This is a genomic window from Halapricum hydrolyticum (assembly GCF_025517535.1).
In the GTDB taxonomy this organism is placed as follows: Archaea; Halobacteriota; Halobacteria; order Halobacteriales; family Haloarculaceae; genus Halapricum; species Halapricum hydrolyticum.
In genome coordinates this window covers 37,354-51,176 of record NZ_JAOPKC010000002.1, presented here as the reverse complement: position 1 = coordinate 51,176, position 13,823 = coordinate 37,354, and the positions used below count along the sequence as shown (strand labels likewise).

At 62.4% G+C, this 13,823-nt stretch carries 10 protein-coding genes; 3 read left to right on the top strand and 7 right to left on the bottom strand.

Translation table 11 applies throughout. From position 1 onward, the window contains the following. Positions 1-28 precede the first annotated feature (28 nt). From OB916_RS03225 to OB916_RS03210, 4 genes are all read right to left on the bottom strand, one after another. The gene (locus tag OB916_RS03225) at positions 29-1,123 is read right to left on the bottom strand and encodes an aminopeptidase (protein WP_315907846.1); all 1,095 of its coding nucleotides are present in this window, start codon (positions 1,121-1,123) and stop codon (positions 29-31) included. 288 nt (positions 1,124-1,411) lie between these two features. Then, complete coding sequence (locus OB916_RS03220; protein ID WP_315907845.1) at positions 1,412-1,807, bottom strand: TRAM domain-containing protein; 396 nt, start codon at positions 1,805-1,807, stop codon at positions 1,412-1,414. Between the two features lie 69 nt (positions 1,808-1,876). Further along, positions 1,877-2,581, bottom strand: a complete 705-nt coding sequence (locus tag OB916_RS03215; RefSeq protein WP_315907844.1) for a YkgJ family cysteine cluster protein — start codon at positions 2,579-2,581, stop codon at positions 1,877-1,879. Between the two features lie 63 nt (positions 2,582-2,644). Further along, positions 2,645-2,923 (bottom strand): MarR family transcriptional regulator, encoded by a 279-nt coding sequence (locus OB916_RS03210; protein WP_315907843.1) that lies wholly within the window; start codon positions 2,921-2,923, stop codon positions 2,645-2,647. Positions 2,924-3,118: 195 nt separating this feature from the next. Here OB916_RS03210 and OB916_RS03205 point away from each other — a divergent pair, with 195 nt between their 5' ends. Both OB916_RS03205 and OB916_RS03200 read left to right on the top strand, forming a co-directional pair. Continuing rightward, positions 3,119-3,823 (top strand): class I SAM-dependent methyltransferase, encoded by a 705-nt coding sequence (locus OB916_RS03205; RefSeq protein ID WP_315907842.1) that lies wholly within the window; start codon positions 3,119-3,121, stop codon positions 3,821-3,823. A 1,647-nt stretch (positions 3,824-5,470) separates the two neighbouring features. Next, positions 5,471-6,580 carry a TrmB family transcriptional regulator gene (locus OB916_RS03200; RefSeq protein WP_315907841.1) on the top strand — a complete coding sequence of 370 codons (1,110 nt, stop codon included), beginning with the start codon at positions 5,471-5,473 and terminating at the stop codon, positions 6,578-6,580. A 2-nt stretch (positions 6,581-6,582) separates the two neighbouring features. On the opposite strand, the gene OB916_RS03195 is transcribed toward OB916_RS03200, so the two are convergent. From OB916_RS03195 to OB916_RS03185, 3 genes are read right to left on the bottom strand one after another with little or no spacing between them, the layout of a single operon-like run. After that, the gene (locus OB916_RS03195) at positions 6,583-8,808 is read right to left on the bottom strand and encodes a glycoside hydrolase family 3 N-terminal domain-containing protein (protein WP_315907840.1); all 2,226 of its coding nucleotides are present in this window, start codon (positions 8,806-8,808) and stop codon (positions 6,583-6,585) included. Positions 8,809-8,856: 48 nt separating this feature from the next. Beyond that, positions 8,857-10,509, bottom strand: coding sequence for a CRTAC1 family protein (locus OB916_RS03190; protein ID WP_315907839.1), 1,653 nt, complete (start codon positions 10,507-10,509; stop codon positions 8,857-8,859). Positions 10,510-10,512: 3 nt separating this feature from the next. Then, positions 10,513-11,814 carry a DUF7405 family protein gene (locus OB916_RS03185; RefSeq protein ID WP_315907838.1) on the bottom strand — a complete coding sequence of 434 codons (1,302 nt, stop codon included), beginning with the start codon at positions 11,812-11,814 and terminating at the stop codon, positions 10,513-10,515. Positions 11,815-12,081: 267 nt separating this feature from the next. On the opposite strand from OB916_RS03185, the gene OB916_RS03180 reads away from it, so the two are divergent. Then, positions 12,082-13,821, top strand: coding sequence for an ABC transporter substrate-binding protein (locus OB916_RS03180; RefSeq protein WP_315907837.1), 1,740 nt, complete (start codon positions 12,082-12,084; stop codon positions 13,819-13,821). The last annotated feature ends 2 nt before the right edge of the window (positions 13,822-13,823 follow it).

Here is a 13,823-nt window from a genome sequence, read left to right as displayed (position 1 = left end):
CTCTGTCTTCGGAATTTCGTCCACGGCGTCACTTCTCGAAATCGTCCTCGAACACGAACGTCCCGTCTCGCTGGACCGTTTCGCCGTCGACCTCGATCCGTGAGTCTTCGCTCATGTCGACGATCATGTCGAGATGGATGGCCGAGTCGTTTCGCTCGCCGTCCTCGCCGACGGTCTCCTCGTAGGCACGGCCGAGTGCGAGGTGTACGGTATCGCCCATTTTCTCGTCGAACAGCATGTTGTACGTGAATCGGTCGATGTCGCGGTTCATCCCGATGCCGAGCTCACCCAGGCGGCGTGCGCCCTCGTCGGTTTCCAGAACGGCTGTCAGCACGTCCTCGTTTTTCTCGGCGCTGTGCTCGACGACCTCGCCGCCCTCGAAGACCAGTCGGACGCCCTCGACCTCGCGCCCCTGGGTGAGCAGCGGTTTGTCGAACAGCACCTCGCCCTCGACGGAGTCGGGCACGGGCGCAGTAAACACCTCTCCGCCGGGAAGGTTTTCGCCCACGTAGTCGTTGACCGCGTCCATTCCCTCGATGGACATCGAGAGGTCAGTCGTCTCGCCGGAGACGACTCGGACCTCGCGTCCGTCGTCGAGGATTTCGACGAGGTGCTCCTGGAACTCGCGCTGGGCCTCCCAGTCTTTGTTGACGGCGTCGTACACGAAATCCTCGTAGGCGGGTGTGCTCATCTCGGCCTGCTGGGCGTTGCCCGGCGCCGGGTGTTGGGTGAGGACCCACCGACGGTCCATGACTTTCTCCTGGAACGGCTGGTACAGCTGCGCGTACGCGGTGTTCTTCTCGGGCGGCACGTCGCCCGTCTCGTTGGTGTTCGTGTCCGCACGGACGCTGATCACCGCGTCGATCTCGTCTGCGAGCGCCATCAGCGCATCGGAGGGGCCATCGTAGTCGTCCGGGTCGATCGCGTGCATGAACGCGCGCTGTTCGCGCGCACTCCGCCCGAACGAGATCGGTCGCGCGCCGCGCTCGGCGATCTGTTCGTGCAGCGCGACGCTGAGTGACTCGGCTTCCGGCGGTGCGCTGATCAGCACTTCGTCGCCAGCCTCGATCTCGACCGCCTGCTCGACGAGGATACGTGCGTGGTCTTCGACTCGCGGATCCATGGACACCGACACGTCGACACCAAGTGCAATAAAAGGGCTACCCCAGTAGCGTGGCCTGAAAACGCCGCGTTTCTTGTGTGAAGGCGATGAACGTCGGATGATGACCGAACCAGTGATGTGTCCCGAGTGTGGGTGGACAGGCACCAGAGCGGATCTCGAACAGTCGGAAGACGTCAGGCAGTGCCCGGTCTGCGATACGAACGTCGAGTTCGTCGACTAGGCGCTCGCGGGCGTGCTTCTGTCGCCATCGCACAGGATTGCGTCGAGAAACAACCCCCACCGGCGCAGTCAGATGTCCTCTTCTATTATTTCTCCCACAGCAAAATTGGATTTTACCTCCGAGATTTCGACCTTGACGCGGTTGCCGACCTCGGCACCGGGTACGATGATGACGTAGCCGCGCTCGACACGGGCGATCCCGTCGCCTTGCTTGCCGATGTCCTCGATCTCGACGTACCGGATTTCGCCGTTCTCGACCGGCGGCTGGGGCTCGGAGGGGGCACCGCTGCTCGTGGATTCGGCTTCCTCGTCGTCCTCAGCGGCAATCAGCGCGACCCGATAGGTTCCGTCAGGTTCGACCGAACCGGTCTCGATCTCACGACGCGGTACCTCGATCACGTATCGATCGTCCTCGGCTGATACGTCCGCACTGAACAGACACAGGAGTTTATCTGAGATCTCCAAGGGTAAACCACCGTTCGGCTGATCGGCCCCCTCTATTAAGAAACTGCCGACAGATACGAACGATCAGCGTCACGAGCCGGACGCTCGATCCCCGGTCTCGTAGGCCGTCCCGTCGATCCGCTTGGGGCCTTCCGAGTCGTAGACGACCACGTCGTCGCTGTCGAGTGGCACGTACCGCTCTCGAACCGCGATCGCCTCCTCGAGTTCGCGTATCGCCCGCTCTTTGAGGGTTTCGGCGAGTTCCTCGGCGTCGTCGCGAGCAATTTCGCGTCCGAGCCCTTCGCACTCGTGGGCGCGGACCGTTCCCTTCTGTTCGACGACGCCGCCCATCGGCTGGCTCGTGCCGCCGAGCGCGACGCTGAACGGGTAGGTCTGACAGATCAGCGGCCGCTCCTCGTGGACGGTACACGTCCCGACCCCATCGACGTCTTCCGTATAGAAGGTGCAGTTGCCACAGTCGTCGGTCTGCAGGGCCCACTCGAAGGTCTCGCCTTCGAGGCCGTCCGCACCCTCGGTCAGGCCGTACGGCATCGGTCTGGCGACGTCGCGAAAGTCGTAATCCCCGTCCGACTGGAGTCGACGGATCTCGTCGGGGAACACTGTCGCCGTGTGCGGTTCGAGGGGGCCGTCCTCCGTCGTCCCACCTTCGGCCTCGTCAGCTGTACAACACCCTCCACAGCGCGTACACTCAAAGCCGATCGACTCGATCGCGTCGGCGATCGCGTTCACGTCGAGTTCCCGCGCGCGAGCCAGCTCGGCTTCGAGACCCTCCATGCTGTCACCGAGCGGATCGACGTACAAAAACACCGCGCTGGATCGTCGCTGGCCTCGCGGGCACTACCGCCGATCGGCCAGGAAGTACACCTGCTTGCGCGCGTCCCGGAAGCTGTATCGCGAATCGACGAGATCGGCCTCGTCCAGCCGGTTCAGTGCGTATCGTACCGTCCGGTCGGGTAGTAGCGATTCCTCGGCGAGTTCGCCCTGCGAGAGCGGGGCGCTCCCCTCCAGTACTTTCGCGACGAGCTTGGCACTCGGTGGAAGATCGCTCAGTCGGTCGCGAATGGCGCTGTCGGTGAAGCTCAGTTCGGGCTGGACCCCTTCGGTAGTCGTACTCATACCACCCACTCGATCATCACTGGTGGTAAAACTTGTCTATAGGTATGTGGAAGGAATACTGTCTGTATAAGGTGTATTAATGTAACGGACGTAGATTTAGATTACGGTGCGTGTCGAGGATCGATCCGTGCGGGGATTCACGACGAAGCCGATTCAGTATCGTTTTATTCCTACGCTGAGGACAGTTCGGACACCGTGAAAGGACAGGAGTGGTACCAGGCCGACGACATCGCCGAGGAGTACGAGGAGAAGCGCTTCTCGCGCGGTGGCCGCCTGATCGACCGGCGGGAGAAACAGGCCGTGTTGAACGCGATCGGACCGGTCGAAGACAGCGAGATACTCGAAATCGCTTGTGGGACTGGCCGGTTTACGGTGATGCTAGCCGAACGCGGGGCGGATGTCGTCGGGCTAGACATTTCGGGTCCGATGCTGAAGCAGGGTCGGGAGAAGGCCCGAGCAGCCGGTGTCGCCGATCACCTCGAGTTCCTGCGTGGCGACGCGGGTCGACTGCCGTTCCCTGACGATCACTTCGACGCCGTCATCGCGATGCGGTTCTTCCATCTCGCCGACACGCCCGCGTCGTTCCTGAGCGAAATGCGCCGCGTGTCGCGCGAGATCGTCTTCTTCGACACGTTCAATCGATTCTCGACGCGCTCGATCTACAACTGGGCGCTCCCGATGGGGTCGCGGCTGTACTCGCGGTGGGAGGTCACCCGACTCCTCGATGAGGTCGGGCTGGAGCTGGTCGGCGACGAACACGACTTCGTCCTGCCGTACGGCTTCTACCGGCAGATCCCCAACAGCACGGCGTCGACGTTCCGCAAGATCGACACCACGCTCGGGTCCCTGCCGTTCGGCGATCGGCTCGCGTCGGTCTCCTACTGGAGCTGCGAAGTCTGAAAACGACTGTCCGCCCGGATCGATGATTCGCTGGCCACGCACACAGTGAATCATGCCAGCCGAGACGAGCTTTTCCAGGTGGGCCGCTTATGCCTCAATGGTGGCGATGACGACGGAGACCCATCTTCCTCGGAACGGAGCTTCCGGGTCGCCGCAAACGTCGAGCTGCCGACTTCGAATACGCCGACAATAGGAGTCTGCTGGCACAGTCTCTTCGCGACCTCTCAGAACTCGGGACGCGCGGCGAGTCTCAACGACGGGGTCGCGTCGGACGTTGCTCGTGGCTCTGCTGTGCATCTTCGATCGAACGTTCCAACAGCGGAACGTGCAGCCGGGATACGCGCCGAACTCGGTGACGGAATAATTATTTTATATTTGTTATATCGTAGTTCATCAAATTTTCCTTACTATAAAGAAGGGAGCTTTCAGACCCCTCACGAACCTCGATTCGAGATAGATCTCGATCTTCGACAAAGACTGGCCGATATCTAGATTTATGTGGGTCTAAGGGATGATTATTGGGCGTATATTCACTATTTCCAGACAACGTGAAATGTGCTGATATTCCCGAGCCACAAGCACGTCACCGATCGTCGGTGTACCGCACCACGTCGTCAGAGATTCTCTTCGGACGTGAAAACGCGCATTCTCAGGGATAGCAGTCACTGATCCCGATCAAGGACCGATCCCGTGAATCGACCTGTCTATCGGAGTATCGATTCGTCTGGAGAATAAATATCAAATACAAATTTATGACTGTGTTCTTATATTATCTCGGGCAGCAGCTCGTCGAGGTGGGGTGGCCGGCTATCGGCGAGAGCAGGCCGAGTCTTCGACGGGTCGTGGAGGACTTCGACAGCTCATCGGGCGATGTCTACCCAGAACGCACCGCGACGACCCGGGGTGTGATCCGGGCGAAGCGGTTAATCCCGTCGGACGATCTGGCTCCCGTGACGCCGCGGACGCATTGCTAGAGTGGCGGTGGAGTACAACCGGGACATCGAAGACGGAGAGTCGAACGTCAAACCACAGGGCGACCGACACCTGAAAACAATTACAACCGTACACTTGTAATTCTAGAGTCTCCCACACACTGTCGGTCGACCACGCTACGTCGACTCGGTTCGAGTGTGTCGCTCTCGGTCCGGTTCCGTTCCAGACGACAAAGCGCTTCCGGGTCGCGCCCCCTCCCGGCATCAGTCCTGTCGAGCGTTCTTTCCGAACGTAGGATTACATATGTATGTTTGTAAAGTACATTGCGTGTTCGTACTGGACTCTGTGACCGCCGACCGAGATCTCGCCGTGGATGACCGCCGAATCTGCCCACTCGCCTCAGCGAGCCGCCGCACTGCGGGCCCGAACGGAGTTGTAGTACGTCACTGAGGACGCGAGTGGCCCCATCACCGCGACGAACCCTAACCATCGATACTGCTTGACCGATCTGCGCGTTTTCGAAAAGGACGGTTTGCTTATGAAATTTCATTCCCGGTAAGGTATTCGGCGATCAGAGAGCCGATTTCGGGCTTGTGAGCGACTTTCACGTACAATCTACTAAGATAGATGTAGCGCCTTTTTATAAATTATATTACCTGTACGTTCTCAGGTGTGTTCCGATAGCCTTTCACCCCGTCGGGCGTATTGGAAACCATGGACGCGGACGAACTTCACCGTGCACTCGAAAATACGGGGCTCACGAAGTACGAGTCCGAAGCGTACCTGACGCTGGTCAAATACGGTCAGTTACCGGCTGTCGACGTCTCGAGTAAGTCTTCGATCCCCACGTCGCAGGTGTACGAGACGCTCCGCTCGCTCGAAGAGCAGGGGTTCGTAGAGACGATCGAGGGGGACCGGCTGCACGCAAAACCGAACGAACCCGACGAGATCCTCGATCTACTGCGTTCGCGCGGGTCACTGTTGACCGAGGCGGCGGACGAACTCGAAGACCAGTGGGAGGAGCCCGACGTGGACGAACACAGGGTGGGCGTCGTGAAGCGGCCGGAGACGGTGTACGAGCGCGTCCGGGACAGCCTCGACGAGGCGAGTGTCACGGCCGAACTGACGTTGACGTACGACCAGCTCGAGTTGCTCCTCCCGGAGCTCGAAAGTGCCGCCGAGCGGGGCGTGTTCATCCGCATCCACCTCTATGCAGAACCGGACATCCGAGAGAAGGCCGCAGCGCTGGGCCTGGCAAACTCGAAGCTGAATATTCGAGTCGGAACGATTCCGGGACCGTTTCTCGCGATCGTCGACCGACATCACGTCTTCTTCACGCCGAATACGCGTGCTGACGAGGATTACGGCGTCTTGATCGACGATTACATTCTCTCGTTTATGGTCCACTGGTACTTCGTGAGCTGCCAGTGGCACATGTGGGAACCGCTGTTCGATTCGGGTTCCCACTGGACGGAATACGACTCCCTGGAAGAGTTCATGCGTGACGTGATCCCGCTGCTGGACGACGGGGCCGACATTCGGGTCGCCGTCCGGGGCAACTACATCGAAACCCGAGAACCGTGCCTCGTCCGTGGAGAGCTGTCCGAGGCGTTCTACCCCACCCGGTACACCGACCGTGGCTCGAACCTCTCTCTGGAGGACCTCTCGAACTACGCGACGATCTACCTGGATACCGGCGACGAGACCCTGTCTGTCGGTTCGTGGGGCGCGATCTACGAGGACATCGAGGCCCACAGAATCAGTATCGAATCGATCGACTTCCCGTTTGAGATCAGCGCGAACGAATCGACGTCACTGGAGTAGTCTCAGTTCGTCTCGACGGTGACGGTCGCCTGCTGATCGGCGATCTCGATGGTGTAGGTTCCGGCTTCGACGACCCGACTGCCGTCCTGCTGTGCGAGCCCGAGCGATGCGGCCGGGAGCTCGATCGTCAGGGTCCCCGACTCGCCGCCCGCCAGCGTGAGCCGGTCGAATCCTCGGAGCTCCCGGACCGGACGTACCCGGGAGCTGACGTCCGGGCTCACGTAAGCCTGCACGACGGCGGTGCCCGGTCGGTCGCTCGTATTCTCGACCGGAACCGTGATCGTCGTCGACTCCTCGGGGCCGAGGGTCGTCTCGCTCACCGCTACCTCGCCGTACTCGAACTCGGCGTAACTCTCGCCGTGCCCGAAGGCGAACAGCGGATCGTACGAGTCGAGGTGTTCTTCGCCGCCGATCGGCATCGGATGTCGGAGGTAATTGAACCGCGTCGGGAGGTTGCCCGTCGAACGGGGAATCGAAATCGGCAGTCGCCCGCTCGGGTCGTTCTCGCCGTAGAGCGTCTCCGCCACGGCTTGCCCGCCCATCGTCCCGGGGTAGTACGCCATGAGCAGTCCCGCAGCGTGCTCGGCCAGCCAGTTCACTGCGAGTGGCCGCCCCGTCACGAGTACGCCGACGATGGGGGTGCCAGTCTCGTGGATCGCCTCGAGGAGATCACGCTGTGCCCGGGGCAGTTCGAGCTGCGTCCGGTTGGGGAACTGCTCGTTATCAATGCCACTGGTCGCGTTCTGGCCGAACTCGTGGATATACCAGTTCTCGCCGACAGCGACGACCGCGACGTCGGCGTCCGCCGCCGCTTCGGCGGCCGCCTCGATGTCGTCGGGCTCGGCGATTCCCGATCCACGCTCGTAGGTCACGTCGCCGGCGGCCAGTGACTCGATGCCCTCGCGGATCGTCACGATGTCGGCACCCTCCGTGTCCGGGATACTCCACCCGCCGAGCTGGTGGAGGGGATCGTCAGCGTTGGGCCCCGCAACGAGGACGTCCGTGTCGGCGTCGAGCGGCAGCGCCCCGTCGTTCGAGAGGAGCGTCATCGACTCGCGGGCGGCTTCGAGCGCCTGGTCTCTGTGTTCGTCGTTCCCGACGACCTCCGGGGCGGTCTCGGAGTCGACGAACGGATCTTCGAACAGCCCGAGTCGGAACTTCTGCTCCAGCACTCGCCGGACGCTCTCGTCGACGACGGATTCGGCGAGTTCCCCGTCTTCGACCAGCGACTGGAGATGCTGGGCGTGGTTGATCGCGTCGACGGACGCGATGTCCAGCCCGGCTTCGCGGGTCAGCTGTACCGAACCCCGGTGATCGGCCGTGACCTGGTGGTCCTCGTGGAGCATCTCCACACCGTGCCAGTCCGAGACGACAGTGCCCTCGAAGCCGAGATCCGACCGGAGGTACTCGGTGAGGAGCCGCCGGGACCCATGTGCCGGTTCGCCGCCGATCGCGTTGTAACACGGCATCACCGACTCGACGTCCGCTTCGAGCGCGTCGACGAACGACGGGGCGAAGACGTTCCGCTGGAGATACTCCGAGATCTCGACCGGCGAGGCATCTTCGCCACGGACGGGTTCGCTGTAGGCCGGGAAGTGCTTGGCAGTCGCGATCACTGACGTGTCTTCTTCGATACCGTCGCCCTGATACCCGCGAACTTTCGCAGCGGCGAATTTGCCACAGAGATAGGGGCTCTCGCCGAAGGTTTCGAAGGCCCGTCCCCATCTGGGATCGCGGGCGACGTCACAGGTCGGCGAATAGTTCTGGTGAGCACCGCTCGCGCGAACCTCTCTCGCGGTGACGGCCGCCCCGGCTTCGGCCATGTCCTCGTCCCAGGTTGCCGCCATCCCGAGTCCGTTGGGGAAGGCGGTTCCCTCAGTCACGTACGCGTGACCGTGGACCGCGTCGACGTTGAACAGGAGCGGGATCCCGAGCCGTGTTTCGGATAGAGCGACCTCCTGGAGGCGGTTCACTGTCTCGACGACGTCGTCGACGCGCCGATCTCGGGCCCCTGCCCAGCCGAACGAGGCGACCGCGCCGACACCGTGTTCGACGATCTCGCGTTCGACGTCGTCGAGGTCTTTGGTCGAGTTGAGTTCACCGGCCCACGTGCCGACGAGTTGACCGACCTTCTCCGAGAGCGTCATTCGGTCGAGAAGATCGTCTACACGCTGGTCGGTCGAAACGGACGGGTTTCTGTACGGCGGTTGCTCGTCTACGTTCGCCATACCCAAAGCTGGGATACTCTATATTTAAAACTTTGCGTGTTTCACGCTTCACTCTCGCGGGCCGTCGAGATCCCGAAGACCGACGAGACCGGATTTCGTCAGCCGAACTCGCCGGTTCGTAGCCACGTCTTCGAACCGCTGTTCGGTCCCGTCGGGCCACTCGACGTGGACTGTAACCGCCTTCGCGTCACCGACACCGAGGTGTTCGATCCGGGAGTCCTGCGAGAGGAAATCGGTGTTGCTCGACTGGTGGACGGTCCACTCGGCGTCCCCAGCCGTGACAGTCACGACGGCTCCGAGTGCGGTTGCTCCACTCTCCGTGGTGGCACGGAACTGGATACTCCGCCGTCCGTCTGTGGCGGCGTTATCGTAGACGGCGAACTCGCTGTCGTACGTCGCGACAACGAGTTCCCGGGCGCCGTCGTTGTCGAAGTCGAGGCTCGCCATTCCGCGTCCGTTCGTCTCTCTCATGCCGTTGACGTCCTTGCTGACCCGTGAGAACCGCTCGCCGTCCCGCTGGAAGACCATCGGACGCGTGTAGACTGGATCGTCCCTGTCGACCCGAATGACGTTCTGGGTCGTGTGAACCAGGTCGCGGTCGCCGTCGTTGTCGAAGTCCGTCGCAGCCGCGGCCCAGCCCCACCCGCCGTGACGGACGCCGAGTTCGTCCGCCCGGTCACGCAGCGTTCCGTTCGACTGGCCGACGAGGAGGGTGTTTCCCTTCGTGCGGCCGGAGTGGATGACGTGTTCGAGGAGGCGCTTGATTCGCTCGTAGCGCTCCTCTGATATGTTCGCCTGGAGATCCGGGAACCAGATGTTCGTGACGAAGACGTCCTGGCGCCCATCACCGGTCAGGTCGGCCGTCTCGGAGGCCATCCCGTTCCGTGCGGTCGAGCCGGCGAGTTCACGCCGTTCGAAGGAGCCACCGCGGTTCAGGTAGAGCGTGTCGTTGTTGTAGTCGTTGGCGACGTGGATGTCCGGCCGGCCGTCACCGGTCAGGTCGGTGAAGCTCGCTGCCAGACTCCAGTGAGCGCCCTCGATGGAGGTAGCGGTGACGCGTTCGTACGTGCCGCCGACGTTCTCGTAGAGGACGTTCGGGTTGCCGTTGTCCGTCGTGATCGAACTGTCTGGCCGGAGGTATCCCACGGGTTTGTGCTCGCTCCAGGCGCCGGACTGGTAGACGAACAGGTCGGTGTCACCGTCGTCGTCGTAGTCGGCGGCGGCCGCACCGAGCGGGTAGGTGAGGTCATCCAGTTCGTAGTCGGCCCGCTCGAACTGTCCCGCGTCGTTGCGCAGCGAGACGACCGTGCCGTCGTGCGCGAACAGCAGCAGATCGATCCAGCCGTCGCCCTCGACGTCGACGAACGCGGCGCTTTTGAACCGTCTGTCGAGGGTCGGGAGGGCACCCGAGCGCTCGAACGTTCCCCGCTCATTGGAGAACAGAACGGGCCGATCGCCGCCGAGCGCGAGCACGTCGGTCCACCCGTCGTCGTCGGTGTCAGCGGTGTAGACGCCCGAGTTGCCGTTCCCGACGCCGGTCCCGTCGGCCTCGTAGGTGAGACCGACGTCTTCGGTAACGTCCTCGAAAGCGAGCCTGGCCGGTTCGGAGTCGGCGTCCGTTCCGAGGAGGCCCGACCCGCCGACGCAACCGGCGAGCGCGACGAGCGCTACCAGGCCGACGAGGAGTGCGTAGCGCCCCATCGGTTACACCTCCGGGAGGGCCCAGTCGCTCCGGGGCGGGGCCAGGTAGATGCCGCGGCGCTCCGTGTCGAGGTAATCGGCGATGCCGTGGTTTTCGGGGGCGACGTCGTCGTCGTACTCGTCCGGATTCATCGTCCGGCGCGTCTCGATGAAATCCTCGACGTGCGCCTGGATGGAGTTAAACTGGAAGCCCACGCCGTCGGCGACGTCCGTCGCGATTCCCTCTGTCCGCCGGAGGATCGTCGGCTCGAAGTCCTCGTCGCGTGCCCGGGCAGTTTTCTGGGCGTGACCGACGCGCCCGTATTCGGCTGCGTGTTCGGAGACTGATTCGGCGTGATCCTCGGTGACGCCGCTATCGGCGCCGAGTTTCGCTCCCGTCTCACCGACTGCCTCGGGATCGTGTGCGGGACAGAACATCTCCGCGACCCGTTCGCGGTGGGACTGGTCGTACCAGCGATCGAGGTCGATGGTGAGCGTCGAGGAAGCGACGGTGGTCCCGCCGGCGAACGGTCCGTCCGGGATCGTGACCCTGTCCTCGCTGGGAAGGTTGTCACGGAAGCCGGACTTGAATCCCATCGAGAGCGGTGCGTCCTCCGGGATCCGGTCCTCGTCGAGCCTGTCGGCCGGCATCCCTTTGCCGATGAATCCGGTGTGGCGGCCAGCCCGGGAGAAGACACCTTCGAAGGTCGCCTCCACTGCCAGTCCATTGACCGTCTCGGTCCGGCCGAACAGTGCCGCTTCGGCGGCGAGGACGACTGCGCCGACGTCGCTTGCGAGTAGCATGATCGCGTCGTAGGTGTCGGCGCTGGCCGGGTCTTCATCGACGGCCGCCACCAGTTCGGACTGCGGGACCAGCGAGTCGGGAACGTCGCCCACGGTCTGGAAGTAGCTCGGGCTGTACGCCAGCGTGAACAGCAGTCCCCGGTTGAACGCCGCGCCGGCGTCGCCGCCGGTCCCCCACTGGAACGCCCGTTCGAGCGTTCCCAGTGCATCGTCGACCTGTTCTCGCTGGTCCGTCGTCGGCCGTCCCGACCCCTCGTAGCGGAGTCCGAGCACGACCAGTTGCTGGGGCGGGACAGTGTTACCGTGCGCATCGCGGACGAGGAACTCGCCCCAGCGGTGTTGTCCTGTCGGGACAGTCTTCGGACTCCCGCGAGGGAACTCGATTTCGTCGGACGCCGTCTCCGTCTGTAGTTTCCGGCGTTCGCGCTCGAGACACGCCGTCAGCGCACTCGTCCCACCGATCGCGACGGCCGCCTTGACGAACTCTCGCCTGTCTGGTCGCCGAGGATCATCTGCGGACATTGCTTCGAATTCTGTATTCTCATTGTTAACCTTTTCCCCAGAATCAACGGAGTAGTCGGTCGACACCGTCCGATGTTTCTCGCGAGGATGTCGCGATACTCGTGTCCTCGCTGTTCCGGGATCGAGGTACCATGTGATGTATACTCATTGCTAATTTACCAAAGGATTTATTATGTATCGGGTGCCCTTTGTGCACGAACTATGTCGAACGACAGCAGCGGATACGGTGACCTAGTGAATCGTAGACAATTCATTCGTCTTACAGGAGTGTCTGGAGCAGCCGCGCTTGCGGGCTGTGGCGGCGGAAGCGACGACGGCAACGGTAACGGTAACGGCAACGGCAACGGCAACGGTAACGGCAACGGCAACGGCAACGGTGGTTCGACGGTGTACGACACCGCGTTCGTCGGCGCGACGAACAACGGTGTTCCCGCGAACATGCACCTCAATCCGGACGCGACACAGAACTACGACGTCATCCCCGGGTCACACGTCTTCGAGCGGTTCGTGTCCTACAACTTCGAGACGAAGGAGTTCGGGATGGCGGGACTCGAGGACTGGTCCGTCGACGGCACGACGTTCACACTCAAGATCCGAGAGGACCTCAACTGGGACACCGGGGAGCCGGTTACCGCACGTGACCTCCTGACACAGTTCCGGTTGCAGAAGAAGACAGGGGCGGCAATCTGGGACTTCGCCGACAGCGTCGAAGAGGGCGAAGACGAGAAGACCGTCGTCTTCCAGCTCAAAGAGGAGACGAACCCCCTCCTGCTCAAACACGCGATCGGGTCCCAGGGAGACCGCATCTTCGCCTACCACCCAGTCTACAAGGAATTCCTCGACAAGGAAGCCTCTGCGTACCAGGAGTTCGCGTGGGAGGAAGACGTCGTCGCCAACGGCTCGTTCAGTTTCGATTCCAAGGACAAGCAGTCCTGGGAGCTCACGCGCAACGAGGAGTACTACAACGCGGACAACGTGAACTTCACCCGCATCCAGTTGCTGAACCGCTCTGACAACACCTCGCTCCAGCAGGGGCTGATGGGTGGGGAACTCGATGGCATGTACAGCCTGTTCGCTCCACCGAACATCGCCAACAGCATGCCAGGTCACACGCAGGAGATCAACACGCCCGCGAAGTGGGGGTACGGTATCGTGTTCAACCACGATCACGAACACTTCGGCAAGCTGAACGTCCGCAAAGCGGTCGCACACGTCGTCAACCGGGAGGCAGTCGCCGGGAACGCCGGTCCGCGGACGAAGGTGGCTCCCGACGTGGTTACCGGTATCGCGGCCGGCGACCAGGAGGGGTGGCTCGGTGACGACATGGACAACTTCGAGTCGTACGGGAAGTCCTCGACGCAGGACCAGAAGGCCGCCGACCTGCTTCGCGACGCCGGCTACAGCAAGAGCGGCGGCACGTGGCAGGACAGCGACGGAAACGCGATCAGTGCGACGTACGTTACACCGGCAGGGTGGACCGACTGGACGACGGCGACCAACACCGTCGTCGACCAGCTGAACTCCTTCGGGTTCGACCTGGAGATCGACTCGAAGCCGATGGGTGACTACTTCGGTGGGTATGTCGAGAACAACTTCGCGCTTGGTGCGTTCTACTGGCTGCCCGGCGGCGCACGGTCGTCGTTCCCCTTCTATCCGCTCCGCTGGGAGATGCAGTGCCCCGACATCGACGGCGGACACGAATTCCCGACCGGAGAGAAGACTATCCCCGCGATGGACGGCTCCGGCGAGATGACGATCAGCCCGCTCGAAGAGATCAAGCAAGTCGCGACTATGACCGACGAAGACGAGGTGACCGAGGTCATCCGTCGGGTGGCGTGGCACCACAACCAGACGCTGCCCTTCCTGGGCGTTACCGAGAAGCAAGAGCAGACGTGGATCAGCAGTCAGGACTTCAGTGCCCCGTCGGAAGACGATCCCGCGCTCGGCGTCAAGTGGGCCACCCAGTGGCTGCCGCGCGTCGGCAAGCTAACCGCTGAAGGGAACTAGGA

Excerpts from the sequence above, each read along its gene's own strand:
- OB916_RS03225 (WP_315907846.1), bottom strand. The coding sequence starts at position 1,123 with ATGGATCCGCGAGTCGAAGACCACGCACGTATCCTCGTCGAGCAGGCG.
- OB916_RS03215 (WP_315907844.1), bottom strand. The coding sequence starts at position 2,581 with ATGGAGGGTCTCGAAGCCGAGCTGGCTCGCGCGCGGGAACTCGACGTG.
- OB916_RS03210 (WP_315907843.1), bottom strand. The coding sequence starts at position 2,923 with ATGAGTACGACTACCGAAGGGGTCCAGCCCGAACTGAGCTTCACCGAC.
- OB916_RS03200 (WP_315907841.1), top strand. The coding sequence starts at position 5,471 with ATGGACGCGGACGAACTTCACCGTGCACTCGAAAATACGGGGCTCACG.
- OB916_RS03195 (WP_315907840.1), bottom strand. The coding sequence starts at position 8,808 with ATGGCGAACGTAGACGAGCAACCGCCGTACAGAAACCCGTCCGTTTCG.
- OB916_RS03190 (WP_315907839.1), bottom strand. The coding sequence starts at position 10,509 with ATGGGGCGCTACGCACTCCTCGTCGGCCTGGTAGCGCTCGTCGCGCTC.
- OB916_RS03185 (WP_315907838.1), bottom strand. The coding sequence starts at position 11,814 with ATGTCCGCAGATGATCCTCGGCGACCAGACAGGCGAGAGTTCGTCAAG.